9 protein-coding genes and 1 pseudogene are annotated in these 15288 nt (G+C 45.5%); 6 read left to right on the top strand and 4 right to left on the bottom strand.

Annotation, left to right across the window (positions count from 1 at the left end; translation table 11 throughout):
* Window positions 1-365: 365 nt before the first annotated feature.
* Genes H6F63_RS07175 through H6F63_RS07165 form a run of 3 tightly spaced genes read left to right on the top strand, consistent with a single transcriptional unit; the run spans window position 366 to window position 7485 of the window.
* On the top strand, window positions 366-3005 hold the full coding sequence (locus tag H6F63_RS07175; protein ID WP_190636100.1) for a response regulator: 2640 nt from the start codon (window positions 366-368) through the stop codon (window positions 3003-3005).
* Window positions 2984-5350 carry a GAF domain-containing protein gene (locus tag H6F63_RS07170; RefSeq protein ID WP_190636098.1) on the top strand — a complete coding sequence of 789 codons (2367 nt, stop codon included), beginning with the start codon at window positions 2984-2986 and terminating at the stop codon, window positions 5348-5350. Before H6F63_RS07175 ends, H6F63_RS07170 begins: the two co-directional genes overlap by 22 nt.
* Window positions 5351-5406: 56 nt before the next feature.
* Window positions 5407-7485 (top strand): S8 family serine peptidase, encoded by a 2079-nt coding sequence (locus H6F63_RS07165; RefSeq protein WP_190636089.1) that lies wholly within the window; start codon window positions 5407-5409, stop codon window positions 7483-7485.
* Window positions 7486-7530: 45 nt separating this feature from the next.
* Here H6F63_RS07165 and H6F63_RS07160 read toward each other — a convergent pair whose 3' ends face one another.
* The 4 genes from H6F63_RS07160 to H6F63_RS07145 form a co-directional block, all read right to left on the bottom strand.
* Window positions 7531-8310 (bottom strand): lysophospholipid acyltransferase family protein, encoded by a 780-nt coding sequence (locus H6F63_RS07160; RefSeq protein WP_190636087.1) that lies wholly within the window; start codon window positions 8308-8310, stop codon window positions 7531-7533.
* 164 nt (window positions 8311-8474) lie between these two features.
* The gene (gene tadA / locus H6F63_RS07155; RefSeq protein WP_190438701.1) at window positions 8475-8963 is read right to left on the bottom strand and encodes a tRNA adenosine(34) deaminase TadA; all 489 of its coding nucleotides are present in this window, start codon (window positions 8961-8963) and stop codon (window positions 8475-8477) included.
* Between the two features lie 87 nt (window positions 8964-9050).
* Entirely contained in the window at window positions 9051-9365 is a 315-nt protein-coding gene (gene grxC / locus H6F63_RS07150) for a glutaredoxin 3 (RefSeq protein WP_190421992.1), read from the bottom strand.
* 42 nt (window positions 9366-9407) lie between these two features.
* Window positions 9408-12071 (bottom strand): EAL domain-containing protein, encoded by a 2664-nt coding sequence (locus tag H6F63_RS07145; RefSeq protein ID WP_199297819.1) that lies wholly within the window; start codon window positions 12069-12071, stop codon window positions 9408-9410.
* Between the two features lie 196 nt (window positions 12072-12267).
* Between H6F63_RS07145 and H6F63_RS07140 the strand changes: the two genes are divergently transcribed.
* The 3 genes and pseudogenes from H6F63_RS07140 to H6F63_RS07130 form a co-directional block, all read left to right on the top strand.
* Window positions 12268-13563, top strand: coding sequence for an FAD-binding oxidoreductase (locus tag H6F63_RS07140; protein WP_190636084.1), 1296 nt, complete (start codon window positions 12268-12270; stop codon window positions 13561-13563).
* A gap of 65 nt (window positions 13564-13628) precedes the next feature.
* Complete coding sequence (locus tag H6F63_RS07135; RefSeq protein ID WP_190636082.1) at window positions 13629-14948, top strand: heterodisulfide reductase-related iron-sulfur binding cluster; 1320 nt, start codon at window positions 13629-13631, stop codon at window positions 14946-14948.
* A pseudogene (locus H6F63_RS07130) lies at window positions 14948-15157 on the top strand (Uma2 family endonuclease); the annotation flags it as partial. The gene H6F63_RS07135 and the pseudogene H6F63_RS07130, both read left to right, overlap by 1 nt.
* Between the last annotated feature and the right edge of the window lie 131 nt (window positions 15158-15288).

The following is a 15288-nucleotide window of genomic DNA, read 5'->3' as shown; positions in this document are numbered from 1 at the left end:
TGGTCGGACTCACAGAAGGCTCAAAAAGTTCCTGAATTTCTAAGGACGCAAGCCGGGCATATCCATCCCCCCTAGCACCTCTAATCGCTAAATTTTTTTCCAAAAAATCAGTAGAACTGACCCAACACCAGAAAACACGCTACCAGCGTGTTTGTGAAAGTCTCAGTTTTATTTTAACTACAGAAAAGAAAGGGAAATTAATTTACACATCTAGCCTTGATCAACCTTGTACCCTCAATGTTGGTAATATATAATATAAGATTTTAATTATTGGCACTTCCGAAATATTTTTGATTATTTAATCTTAGTTTTAGCTACCCTATTTTAGCTACCCTATTAATTAAACCTTAGATAAAAATCCTTTGATGATTCCTACTAATGAACCAGAGCGACTAGCAGCCGTTCGTCGATATAATATCCTTGACACTCCGCCCGATGGGGCCTTTGACCGCATTACAGCCTTAGCTGCCCGTTCCTTCAACGTCCCCATCTCAATTGTCAGCATCGTTGACCATGACCGGATTTGGTTTAAATCCCATCACGGATTAGAAGTACAGCAGATTGGGCGGGAACCTGGACTTTGTGCTAGTGCGATTTTGCAAGACGAAGTTTACACCGTCTTAGATGCCAAAGTAGACCCGCGCACCTTGGCTAATCCATTGGTAGCTGGAGAATTTGGACTGCAATTTTATGCAGCAGCTCCCCTGCTTACCCGCGATGGTTTTAGGTTGGGAACGTTATGCGTCATCGACTACGAACCTCGTGAGGTGACAGAAGCAGAAAAGCAAACTCTCAGGGAACTAGCGGCGATTGTTATTGATGAACTAGATTTGCGACTTGCTGCTCAAAGAACTGTGCAGGCTGAAGTTGCCTTACGAATGGCAGCAATGCAAGCTAGCCGTGCCAAAAGTGAGTTTTTGGCAATGATGAGCCATGAAATCCGCACTCCCATGAATGGGGTAATTGGCATGGCAGAGTTATTACTGCTAACCAACTTAACACCTCAACAAAAAAACTTTGCCGAAACAATTCGTACCAGTGGCGATGTATTACTGGCAATAATTAACGATATACTTGATTTCTCAAAAATAGAATCAAAAAAGCTGGAATTGGAAGAACAACCCTTTAGTTTAATAAGTTGCCTTGAGGGAGTATTAGATTTATTAGCACCTAAAGCAGCTGAAAAAGGTTTAGAGTTAGCATATTTGAGCGAGCCGGGAACGCCTAACACAATTGTGGGCGATGTCACCAGAGTGCGGCAAATTTTGCTGAACTTAGTGAGTAATGCTGTTAAATTTACCGCCCAAGGGGAAGTGACGGTATTAGTCTCAGCAAAAAAACTCATTGATAATCGAGAATCGGCAATAGGCAACGACGGTGAACCCCAATTATCAATTATCGATGGTAGAGCGGAAGTCAGCCCTTATGAAGTTAAATTTGTTGTTAAAGATACAGGCGTTGGCATTCCTTTAGACCGCAAAAATCGCCTGTTTCAACCATTTAGTCAGGTGGATTCTTCCACTACTCGTCAATATGGTGGTACCGGGTTGGGATTGGCTATTAGCAAGCAGTTGAGCGAAATGATGAGCGGGCGAATATGGTTTGAAAGTGAATTAGGGCGTGGTTCTAGCTTCTATTTCACGATGCTTACCCAGTGTTCTGCTGACAGGGTGGAAGATGATGATCTTAAGTCGCAATTAATTGGAAAACGACTGCTAATTGTAAATAACAATGCCACTAATCGTAAAAAATTAATTTTAAAAGCCCAATCCTGGGGGATGGCTAGCCAAACAGTTGCATCGGGAGCTGAAGCTTTAACATATTTGCGTTCAGGAAGCAGCATTGATGTTGCAATTCTAGATATGCAAATGCCAGAAATGGAGCATTTGAGGTTAGCGAGAGAGATTCGCTCATTACCAGGTGGTAAGACACTACCTTTAGTAATATTGACCCCGTTGGGTAGGCAAGAAAAAGAGCAACAGGTAGAAGAACTAAATGCTACTTTGTTATACAAGCCGATTAAAGAATCCCAACTTTACGATGTTTTAGTAGGAATTTTAGCACCAAAACAACTGAAGCTACGAGAAAGTGATGAAACTCCCCAGCGATCGCTTTCTACTTCTACTTTATCTCAAGCTGACTTTCTAGTAGAGCAAAAGCTACCTTTGCGGATTCTCTTAGCTGAAGACAATCAGATAAATCAGCAAGTGGCGTTACATCTACTAAAAAAAGTGGGGTATGAAGCTGATGTAGCGAATAATGGGTTAGAAGTGTTAGAAGCTTTGCGCCGCAAATCTTATGATGTGGTGCTGATGGACGTGCAGATGCCAGAAATGGATGGATTTGAAACAACAAGGCACATTTGTCAAGACTGGCAGTTATTTGGAAGCCAGGAGAATGCGCGGTTACAAAGACCTCGAATTATTGCCATGACAGCTAATGCTATGGAAAGCGATCGCTTAGCTTGTCTTGAAGCTGGGATGGACGATTATATCAGTAAGCCGATTCGGTTTGAAGAGTTGATTTCCACTTTAAGTAAGTGTCAACCTTTAAACAGGAGTGAGGCTAAAAAACTGATGACTGAGCAAGAAGAATCGGTAAAAACGCCAATTAAAAAATCATCCTCTTCTTTGCCCTTAGACTTCAGGAATGCCATTAATACCCAAGTGCTGCAATCATTTTTGGAACAAATGGGTGGAATCAACTCGGATTTAGTAGAAGATTTGGTTGAGTGCTACCTAGAAGATTCCCCCAAATTACTACAAAAAATGAAAAAAGCTATTAACAATGGAGATGCGATCGCTCTTGAGGGAGCAGCTCATACTTGGAAGGCAAACAGCGCTACTTTTGGAGCTATACAACTAGCCGAACTTTGTAGACAGATGGAAGAAATGAGTCATGAGAAAAAATTTTCCGCTGCATCCGCTTTAATTTCTGCTATGGAATTAGAATATGACAAAGTTAAGGCTGCTTTGCAGATAGAATGTCAGCCCAGTCAGGTATGAATATAAATTCCTCGTCAACGCTGAATACCGCCGCAACTGGAAAACAACCTTACCTAGTCTTGATTGTCGAAGACGACAGATTAACCCGGCTTCAGCTGCGCGCCATGATGGAAAAAGAGGGATATCGGGTAGCAGAGGCGAAAGATGGTGATCAAGGTTTAGCTGAGTATATTCGATTGCGCCCAGATATTGTCTTACTAGATGCCTTGATGCCGACAATTGATGGCTTCAATTGTTGTACCCTGCTACGAAAACTTCCTCAAGGCGATCGCATTCCTGTTTTAATTATTACTGCTCTTGAAGATTCTCATTCAGTAGATCAGGCGTTTGCTGCGGGCGCTACCGATTTCATTACTAAGCCTATCCACTGGGCAGTGCTACGTCAACGGGTGCGCCGTCTTCTTGATGCTAGTCGAGCTACAGCAGAATTGCAACAGCAAAACGATCGGTTGCGGTTGATGGGAAATATTACCCAGCAAATCCGTCAGTCTTTAGATTTAAAAGAAATTCTTCAAACTACGGTAGCTCAAGTAAGAGAATTTTTGCAAACGGATCGCGTCGTTATTTATCGTTTTCTATCCGACTGGAGTGGATCTATAGAAGTGGAATCGGTAGATGAACGCTACAGACCTATTTTAGGCGCAAAAATTACAGATCCCTGTTTCAATGAAAAATATATTAGCCTTTACAAACAAGGTCGGATCAAAGCGACAACGGATGTTAACAATGGCGGGTTAAGCCGGTGTCACCTTGATTTACTAACCAGTTTTCAAGTCAGAGCTAATTTGGTAGTACCAATTCTGCAAATAGAAGCAATCGAAGATGGCCTATATGATGCAGCGAATGCTCAAAGAAAAAGAATAAACTATGAACAAGGTTCTGAGCTTCATTCTTCATCCCCAACGCCTAACAATAGCAAGTTATGGGGATTGCTAGTTGCTCATCATTGTTCCTCAACCAGACAATGGAATCAGTTAGAAATTGATTGTCTTTCTTCATTGGCAAACCAAGCAGCGATCGCTATTCAACAATCTGAACTTTACCAACAAGTGCAGCGGCTTAACAGCGACCTCGAACGTCAGGTACAGGAACGTACAGCTCAGTTGCAGCAAGCTCTCAAATTTGAAGCGATGCTAAAACGAATTACAGACAAAGTGCGTGACAGCCTCGACGAAAACCAAATTCTACAAACAGCCGTACAAGAATTAGCCATTGGACTTGAAGTAGGTTACTGTGGTACAGCCTTGTACAACCTTGAAGAAGCAACTTCCACTATTTGCCAAGAATATCCAACTTCTCTGCCTTCACATCAGAATTATGCAGTGCAAATGGCTGCTTTTACTGAGATTTATTCTAACCTTTTGCAAGGGCAGTATCTGCAATTTTGCCAATTAGATTCTAAACTGACCAATCCTATCCCTAGTCATGTTGCAGCACTGGCTTGTCCTATTTTTGATAACCAAGGAGTTTTAGGGAACTTGTGGTTACTTCATCACCAGGAATATCTGTTTAATGAATTAGAAATTCGATTGGTGCGACAAGTAGCGAATCAATGCGCGATCGCAATTCGACAAGCCCGCCTTTACCAAGCGACTCTTGTTCAAGTAAAGGAACTAGAGAAAGTCAACCAGCTAAAAGATGACTTTCTCAGTACAGTTTCTCACGAATTACGCACGCCTATATCCAACATGAAGATGGCAATTGAAATGTTGGAAGATATAATAATTCTAACAAATAATTCTTTCGGTAATTCAACAGCAGAAAATCCAGATAATAGCCAATCTATTATCTACTTGGAGATGTTGAATGACGAATGCGAACGAGAAATAAATTTGATTAACGATTTACTGCAATTGCAGCAAGTAAAGGCGGGTTTGTACCCTTTAGAAAGAATAGATATTGAACTCCAACACTGGATTCCTTATGTAATGGAGCCTTTTGAACAGCGAACCAAAAACCAGCAGCAAATTTTACAAGTAGAAATATCCAAAGAATTGCCTATTTTATATTCCGACGCCTTCAGTTTGGAGCGGATAATTACAGAGTTAGTAAATAATGCTTGTAAGTACACTCCCCCAGGCGAAAAAATAACCGTGGCTGTCCGTGAAGTGGCGGGAATGATTCAGATAAGCGTGAGCAATTCTGGTATTGAGATTCCAGAAAGCGAATTACCCCGCGTTTTCGACCAATTTTACCGCATTCCCAGTAACGATCGCTGGAAACATGGTGGAACTGGTCTAGGACTGGCGCTAGTGCAGAAATTGATAACCTATTTAGGAGGTTCAATTCAAGTAGAAAGTAAATCGGGGAATACTTGCTTTTTGGTTGAGTTACCGATTACCTAAAGGGGACTGGGTAAGATAATGAGCAATCTTTCAATCCTTCAATTAGCAATACTTCAATGACCAATTACCAATCCGCTAGTGGTGTACCAGAAGAGAGTATAGGCAATATTTTACAACGGGGAGGAGAAGAATTGGCGCTGGAGAAAGTGAGCGATCGCTTCACAGTCCGCCCAACTTCACAAGCAGCTGACGTAACCCAAAGTGTCCCCGCCGAACCAACTCTAGAAATTCCCAAAGCCGGCTTACAAGAATTTATAGTAGACCCATCTGGGCGAGACAAAGCAATGCAAGCGGCACGAGCATCAGAAGATGTTGCCTTTGCCAGCCACGTCTACCAGCTCAAAGAGAATCCGCAAACGTTAGTTTACCTCACAGATCAGGTGACAATACAATTTGCGCCCTCTGTGGAGGAAGAAACAAGAAATGCGATCGCATCCGAACATGGTTTACAACTACTCAAACCAGTCAATGGCATTCCCAACACCTTTGTCTTTCACCTTACCCCACAAGCCACAGAAAACCCCGTCAAAATAGCCAACCGACTGATGGGGCGAAAAGAGGTACTAACCTCCGAACCTAATATCGTCGTGCGACAAGAGCAACACTACCGCCCCAAAGATTCCCTCTATCCCCAGCAATGGTATCTCAACAACGCAGGCGCTAATCAAGTGGCAGCTAGTTCCCATATTTCAGTTGAGAAAGCCTGGGATATCACTCGCGGCGTGCGTTCCGTAGTCGTCGCCGTAACTGATGATGGCTTTGACCTCAACCACCCAGACTTTCAAGGTGCCGGAAAAATCGTCGCCCCCAAAGACTTCAAAGACCAAGACTTCTTGCCACTACCGGGAGAGGAAGACGAAAACCACGGTACCGCCTGCGCTGGAGTTGCAGTTGCCGAAGAAACTGGCAGCGGCATTGTGGGAGTTGCGCCTGGTTGTGCCTTAATGCCCCTCCGCACCACAGGATTCTTAGATGACGAAAGCATCGAACAACTATTTGAGTGGGCAATCCAAAATGGTGCCAGCGTCATCTCCTGTAGCTGGGGGCCAGCAGCCGTATACTTTCCTCTTTCCCTACGACAACGCGCCGCCCTCACCCGTGCTGCTACAATAGGACGCGATCGCAAAGGCTGCGTCATCGTCTTTGCTGCTGGTAACGCCAATCGCCCCATCAGCGGCACCATCAACGAACAAGGCTGGCCAAATAACCTCCTAAAAGGCCCCACCCAGTGGCTAGGCGGTTTCACCGTTCATCCAGACGTAATCACCGTTTCCGCCTGTACCAGCCTAAGTAAAAAATCCGCCTACAGTAACTGGGGGAACGTAACCATCTCTGCCCCCAGCAACAACGCCCCACCGGGGATGTGGTTTGAACAAACCGGATATATCAGCACCGCCCCCGAAGTCCGAACCGCCCTGCCCGGACTAGGCGTCTTAACCGCTGACCGACTAGGCGCAGCCGGATACTCCTCCAACAACTTTACCAACGATTTCGGCGGCACCTCCAGCGCTTGTCCCGTCGTCGCAGGTGTCGCCGCCCTAGTTTTGTCAGCCAACCCCGATTTAACTGCACAAGAAGTCAGGCGAATTCTGCAACAAACCGCCGACAAAATTGTAGACCCCGACCCTGACCCCCAGCTTGCTTTTCGGCTAGGCACTTACGATGTCAACGGTTACTCCCAATGGTTCGGTTATGGCAAAGTCAATGCTTTTAAAGCCGTTCAAGCTGCCAAAGAACAGCGAGTCCAACAGTCCAAACCCTCCCAAGTCTTAAATGGACGTAACAACAACAGCCTAGCCATTCCCGACGACAACCCTCAAGGCATCAGCAGTCCCATTCAAGTTCCCCAAACCGGAAGCGTTCGGGATATTCAGATTGGTGTCAATATTGAACACAGTTTCCTGGGGGATATTGAGGTGAGTTTAATCCCACCCACAGGACAAACTGTACTGTTGCAAGGTCGCACCTTGGGTTCTGCAACCCAGTTACAAGGCACCTACACGCTGCAAAACACACCCGCACTCAAGCAACTACTCGATTCACCCGCAGCAGGAGTTTGGCGGCTGTTAGTAGTGGATTATGCCCAGTTAGACACAGGTACTGTAAAAAGCTGGGAATTAACCTTGGGCATCTGATATTTTCCTCGTCCCTCGTTCCCAGTCGGAGGCTGGAAGGAGAATCTATCCTTGAGCGCTCGATACCTTCTCTAATGGAGTTGGCACACAGACCGTATCCACCGCCACCGCTTCGCTGTCATCCAACTGTATCAGCGCAGCTTCTAAATCAGCAGTCAATTTTTTCGCACTTGTTTTCGGCTTACCAGTACAAGAATAATTCGCCACTGAGATCGGAGTACCGATGTTAACCTTGACACCGCAACCCCAGTGTGGTACTCTGCTGCCGTAACGAATGCTGATTGGGACAATTTTAACGCCCAATCCTGGATTTTCCGATTCCACTTGCACCGCGATCCGCGCCAAGCCCGGTTTCAAGGGATGAAGTCGCCCATCCTGGAAGATGTTACCCTCCGGGAAAATGACCATCACTTCCTCCCTTTCGAGAAGTTCGACACCATGACGAAAACTGCCTAAGCCCGGATTTCTCGTATCTACCGGGAAACCTCCCATGCGACTGATAAACCAGCCTTGTAACCCTGTCATTTCATCCGCTGATACCATAATTCGCAAGTCACGACCCGTGACTGGTTTCCCAACTGCGTAAGGTACGACAAAGGCATCCCAGCGAGAGCGATGGGTAGGAGCTAGGATAACAGGGCCAGTAGCGGGGAGATTTTCCTGTCCAGTTATTTCGCTGCTGCCAATGTAAAACGGCATAACAACGCAGCTTGTCAGCTTGTAGCCTGCGGAGGCTAGCCAGGGTAAGACGCGGGAATTAACTGAAACTCCTTTGCCAGAGGTTGCAGTTGCTATGGTTGTTTCAGAGGGGTCGAGCTGAGTCATCGCGGATAAAATTTCTCACGGCATCCATAATTACACCTTAAGTATTCTTAAGGCATCTGTCTTCTATAAGATGGACAGTTTTCCGGCTGTCATTGATAAGACAAAATAAAGGCAAAATTAAAAACCCAAAAGAAAAGAATTTGTCTTTTTTTCGGTTCTAATTTTTAGTTTGTACTTTTTGAGCGCCGTTGGGCAAACCAGGATTGCAGTTGTTGGCGACAGACAGATTCTAAGATACCACCCAATACAGGCAAGTGGTGATTAGAGCAGGCACTATCTGGGATATTAGCAACTGTACGAATGGCACCAGTTTTTGCGTCGTCGGCTCCGTAAACTAAAAGCCGCAGACGTGCTAGGACAATTGCACCAGCGCACATTGGGCAAGGCTCCAAGGTAACGTAGAGGGTGCATTGATTGAGGTGCCAGTTTTGCCTCGCTTGCCCCGCTGTTCTAATAGCGATAATTTCGGCGTGGGCTGTGGGGTCTTTGTCGCGCTCTTTGCGATTTTCACCTTCTGCTATTAAGTTACCATCCACGTCAACTATCACTGCTCCGACTGGCACTTCCCCAGCTTCACCAGCATTTTGAGCGAGTTCTATCGCCCGGCTCATCCATTGTCGATGAATTAGATATGCCGGATTGTCAATTGTCATAGTCGCTCCTTGCCCTCAGCCGTCTATGCTACGGCTACGCCCCTTTCACCCCGCCCTAAACGGGAGACACAGGCAGGTTTCGCCTGTCTAAACAGCTGCTTGAACCAGTAGGGGGTCTAGTTTCCCTTCTTTATCCATCTGATACATATCATCACATCCACCAATGTGCTGCTCGTTGATGAAAATCTGGGGGACGCTGCGCCGCCCGTTGGCACGTTGGGCCATTTTCGCTCTAGCTGCTTCATCGCCATCAATTTTATATTCTTTGTAGTTGACTCCTTTCCACCAGAGGAGCATTTTGGCGCGGATGCAGTAGGGGCAAGTTTGCCAGGTGTAGATTTCGACGTCGGCTTTGATGCGCTCTGGATCACGCCCTAACAGAGGATTAAGAAAGTTTAGCATTTTCATTTTCCCAAGTTGTGAATCTTTTGTGTGCTATGACATCTAGTTTTTCATATTTAATTTTCCATTTTTAATAATTTCCGTTGCTGCTTGGGCGGCTACAGGCGGACTAAATAAATAACCTTGCAAACCATCACACTCAACCGAGCGCAAAAACTCCAATTGTTCTGGGGTTTCCACTCCCTCAGCAATCACTTTTAAATTCAGTCCATGACCCAGCGCCATGATTGCCTTGACAATAGCCGCATCATGGGGATTCCTCATCAAGTCACGAATAAAAGAGCGGTCGATTTTAAGCGTATCTAGAGGAAAATGTTTCAGATAACTGAGCGAAGAATAACCAGTTCCAAAATCATCCATTGAAATTTGGATTCCTATGTTTTGCAACTTTCGCAACACAGAAATGGTCAAATCCACATCCTGCATAGCAATACTTTCAGTAATTTCCAGCTCCAAAAAATAAGGTTCCAGACCCGTTTCAGCGAGAATCTGATCGATAATTTTTAGCAGGTTATTTTGCTGAAACTGACGTGCTGAAAGATTGACTGCAATGCGGAATTGCGGCATCCCTTGAGACTGCCAGAGGCGATTTTGGGCGCAAGCTGTCCGCAAAACCCATTCCCCAATTGGGCAAATAAGACCAGTTTCTTCTGCCAGTGGAATAAATTGATAAGGCGAAATAAATCCCAAATCGCTAGAGTTCCAGCGAATCAGCGCTTCCATCCCCACAATCTGACCCGTGATTAAATTCACTTGCGGCTGGTAGTGCAACAGAAATTCCTCGCGTTCCAACGCTTTGTAAAGTCTGTTTTCTAACACCAATCGCTCTAGCGCTCTTGCCCCCAGTGCTGGCGTGTATAGCTGATAGTTATTTCGACCTTGCTGCTTGGCTCTATACATAGCAGCATCGGCGTTTTTCAAGAGGGTTTCTGCATCTTCTCCATCGTAAGGAGCCAGAGCGATTCCCAAACTTGCTTTAATGTAAAGTTCCTGTTCCTCAAAACGAAAAGGAACATTTAGTCCGCCTAGAATTCGCTGGGCAATTTTAGTGGCATCATCGGCACAGGTGACGGGGGAAAGCATAATAGTGAATTCATCTCCACCCCAACGAGCAACAATGTCAGTGTCCCGCAGACAGTCCTTTAAGCGTCGCGCCGCAGCTTGCAGTAGCTGGTCGCCTACGGCATGACCCAGAGTATCGTTGATCCGCTTGAAGCCATCCAGGTCGAGAAACACCACCGCCAGCATTTCATCGCGGCTTAGATGGGCGTTTGCCAGCGCTAAAGAAAGTCTGTCATTAAATAGCAACCGATTCGGCAACCCCGTCAGGAGGTCGTGAGATGCCTGATGCCGGATTGTATCCTCCACGCGCCTTTGCATCACAGCCATGTAGAGGTGAGTTCCAATAGCTTGAGCTAGTTTGAGTTCTTCGGGACTCCATTCTTTGGCTTGTGCTTGCTTAATTTCTCGCCACGCTTCAAAAGATAGGCGGGGGCGCAGGTTGCGGTCGTCGAGATTCTGTTTTCCTGCCCATAAGGTTTCTGTACTGATCTCATTGCGGAAGATTGTGAGGCACCCGACGCACTGCTGATGATACCTCAGAGGCACGATGAGAATAGACCGAATGGTAGTTGACTCGAAACTAGAGGCTAAAGACTTTAGTTGCGGTTCTCGGTAGAGATCCTTAACGGTGTAAGGCGAGGATGAAGGATGAAGGATGAAGGATGAATTTATACTTCTGCCTTCGGAAGTGTGAAGATTTTGAGGCTGGATATCTTGGTTGTTTTCTCTGCAATACTGACTAGCGACATCTTTTTCCCCATTGAGAATGCTTTGCCACAAGGAAGTTTCTTCTAGCCAGGGCAAACTGGGCTGATCGCCATAGGTATAAATTTGAGCAGGTCTTCCTGTGGTATCTGCGGTAATAAAAAGCCTGCCACCGTTGCCCTGTAAGGCTTGGACGGTTTCTTCTAGAACGGCCTGCCGGATTTCTGTAAGTTTAAGTGGGGAGTGGAGCAGACTGCTAATGTGGTTGATCGCTGCTTCATGGTAAGCCTGTTGTCTGGCTGTGTGGAGAAGATGAGATTGAGCGATCGCAATCGACATCTGATCCACCAACAGCTGCACAACTTGCAACTCTTGTTCGCTAAATCGTCGCTGTATCGCGTTGTGGCACGCCAACAGCCCCCACAAGCTGTTTTGATGCAAAATCGGAATTGTTAGAGAAGATTTCACCCCCATCGCCATCAGATATTCGATATGGCAAGGATCGACTGGGGAATAGCGGATGTCTTCACTGGCAAAAGTTTTGCCAGTTGAGGGGCAATCTAACTGCTCTTGAGTCTTGTGTCCAGTGGTTACATCTATAATCACTCGCTGACGAGCTTTGACAAACATTTTGCGGGCTTGGGGAGGAATATCCTCGGCTGGAAACCGCAGCCCCAGTAGGGAAGGCAGGCGATTTTCCCGGATCGACTCAGCAATGACCTCGCCACTCCCATCCAGAGCAAATCGGTAAATTTTCACCCGATCCATGCCCAAAAAAGTACGGATTTCTCGCGCCGTTGTCGTCAAAATCTCTTGCAATTCCAAAGACTGGCGAATTCGGGTAGTAATCCGATTCAGCAAACTTTCCCGATCGTAGGAGCCAGCTGGCATTGTCCGTGCTTTTTGCTGTATGGCTTGTGTCTTTTTTCGTCGAACCATTCAGTTAAACCTACCCCTGGAGAGTGTCATTTACCCCTACTACAATTATGAAACCTTGGACTCTATCCTAAGAAATAAAATACAAATTTATTATTAATATTACAAAGGATTAAGTGTTCCTTATGTGTAAAGCTCGTGCAATGCTCGTATTTAGCTCCACTCTAAATGTGTTTTAGCCTAGCTGTCTTTATAAGCCATGAATAGCGTAGCCCAAAAATTGAAAAGCATCCTCAGCAGCTCAACCATTATTCCGTGGGAAGATGCAAAAGTCGCCCGGAAATCAGAAATATCCCAAGCCGTTACACCCTCAACCACCGTTGATTGCCTAGTCTATCCCGATACCCTGGAAGAACTCGCCTTAGTTATGACTTTTGCCCAGCAGCAGCGATCGCGCGTCCTACCCTGCGGCAGTGGTAGCAAAATTAGTTGGGGTGGATTAGTAGATGGGGTTAATTTAGTTGTCAGTACCGAACGCCTCAATCGTTTGATAGATCATGCCGTCGGTGATTTAACCGTCACAGTCGAGGCAGGCATGAAGTTTGCCGAATTGCAAAAAATTTTAGCGCAACAAGGTCAATTTCTCCCCCTAGATCCAGCTTATCCTGAAACCGCTACTATTGGTGGCATTGTCGCCACGGCTTCGGCTGGGTCTTGGCGACAACGTTATGGGGGGGTTCGGGATATGCTTTTGGGGCTTTCTTTTGTCCGAAGCGATGGTCAAATTGCTAAAGCTGGGGGACGGGTGGTAAAAAATGTTGCTGGTTATGACTTGATGAAGTTATTTACTGGCTCTTTTGGAACGCTAGGAATTATCTCTCAAGTGACATTTCGAGTTTATCCCCTGCCAGAGGTGTCTGGAACTGTGGTGCTTATTGGCACAGGCGAAGGAATTGCAACGGCAACTAAAACTTTGCTGGCTTCTGCTTTGACTCCCACTGCGGTTGATTTGCTATCGCCGACTCTGGTGGAAAAGGCGAATTTAGGTGAGGGTATGGGTTTAATTGTTCGCTTCCAAAGTGTGGCGGCGAGTGTTAAGGAACAGTCGGCTAGACTTCTGGAAGTAGGGCAACATCTGGGTTTACAGGGGACAATATATTCTGATGCCGATGAGTCTAAACTATGGCTGTTGTTACAAGAACAAATGTGGATATCCCCCCAAGATGCTGCTGTTACTTGCAAAATAGGAGTAGTACCCTCGTCGTCAGCGGCAATCCTTGCTGAAATCCCGTCTTTATTGTGTTTGATTCACGCTGGTAGTGGGTTAGGAGTGGTGCGGGTTAATAGTACAGATGTTAAGCCAATTTTGGAGATGCGATCGCGTCTATCTTCCCAAGGCGGTTTTTTGACTATTCTGGAAGCACCCATCGCTTTGAAGCAGCAGTTAGATGTCTGGGGTTATACGGGTAATGCTCTTGATTTAATGCGGAAAATTAAAACACAGTTTGATCCAGAAAATATTTTGAGTCCTGGTCGGTTTGTGGGAGGAATTTAAACGAACCGCTGAGGCGCAGAAGACGCAGACTTAAGAGAAGAAAGAAGAGAGAGAAAAGAGAGAAGATGCAAAGTTTATCTGAAGAGTCTAGTTTTGATGCTAAACATCCGCCAGATCCGAAGTTAATTGATAGTTGCGTTCATTGTGGTTTTTGTCTTTCTACTTGTCCGAGTTATCGGGTAATTGGTAAGGAAACTGATTCGCCAAGGGGCCGCATCTATTTGATGGATGCGATTAATGAGGGGAGAATTCCTCTTAATACGGCTACTGTGCAGCATTTTGATTCTTGCTTGGGTTGTCTTGCTTGTGTAACAACTTGTCCTTCTGGCGTTCAGTATGACAAGTTGTTATCTGCTACTCGTCCTCAAATTGAACGAAATTATCCTCGCAGTTTGCCAGAAAAGTTATATAGGCAACTCATTTTTTCCCTATTTCCTTACCCTAATCGACTGCGAGTAATGCTTGCTCCTCTGATGGTTTATCAGAAGTTGGGGTTGCAAAAAATTGTGCGTTCTACTGGCTTACTTAAGCGGATATCTCCTCATTTGGCGGCGATGGAATCTAATCTGCCAGAACTTTCTTTAAAAGCTTTTCAAGATAGTTTACCAGAACTTATTCCGGCTGAAGGTGAGAAACGCTATCGGGTAGGTGTAATTTTAGGTTGCGTTCAGCGTATTTTCTTCTCAAAGGTGAATGAAGCGACGGTGCGCGTCTTAACTGCGAATGGTTGTGAGGTGGTGATTCCCAAGAGCCAGGGATGTTGTGCGGCGCTACCACATCACCAAGGACAGGAAGAACAAGCGAAAGCGATCGCTAGGTCTATGATTGATAGTTTTGCCGACACTAATGTAGACTACATCATCATCAATGCTGCTGGTTGCGGTCATACTTTAAAAGAGTACGGACACATCCTACAAGATGACCCAGAATATAAAGAAAAAGCTGCAAATTTTGCCTCTAAAGTTAAAGATGCACAAGAGTTTCTTTATGAAGCAGGCGTGACAGCAAAACTTTCACCGCTTTCTGATCAACCCCTAACCTTAGTTTATCAAGATGCCTGCCATTTATTGCATGGGCAAAAGATTAGTTTGCAACCCCGCCAACTTTTGCGACAAATCCCAGGCGTACAACTTCGAGAACCAATTGATGCTGCTTTGTGTTGTGGTAGCGCAGGTGTTTACAATATGCTTCAGCCAGAAGTTGCTGAAGAATTAGGTAAGCAAAAAGTAGAAAATTTGCTCAATACTGGTGCTAAATTAATCGCTTCTTCCAATCCCGGTTGTACTTTGCAAATTACTAAGCATTTACCGAATCAAGGTAAAGACATTTCGATTTTGCACCCGGTGGAGTTACTAGATTACTCAATTCGCGGCGTAAAGCTGTAGTAACCGGAAATATCTTGCACTGCCTTCAACACGGTAGCAAATTAGGCTGGCTGCTCGATCCAGATGAACGCTCCGTGCTACTCTACCCACGCGGACAGCAACCAGAATTATTGCAAGAAACAGGTGATGTGCTACCCGTTCCAGACCTGGTAGCAGAACTACGGCTAACGGTTGGGGATTTGTTTGGATGGTTAAAGTTGAGAGGATAAATAGGAAAGACAAAAGATTGAGCAAGTAGAAATAAAGGTGAATGGCGAATAGCGGAAGTAAACCGTAGGGCAGCAGGAGAGCCTTTCGCTCTCGTGATGCCTGCGGTACAATGCTTAGGAATTTCGTTTAA

Source organism: Trichocoleus sp. FACHB-40, from assembly GCF_014695915.1.
GTDB lineage: Bacteria > Cyanobacteriota > Cyanobacteriia > Cyanobacteriales > FACHB-T130 > Funiculus > Funiculus sociatus.
This window is presented reverse-complemented; position numbering and strand designations above follow the sequence as displayed.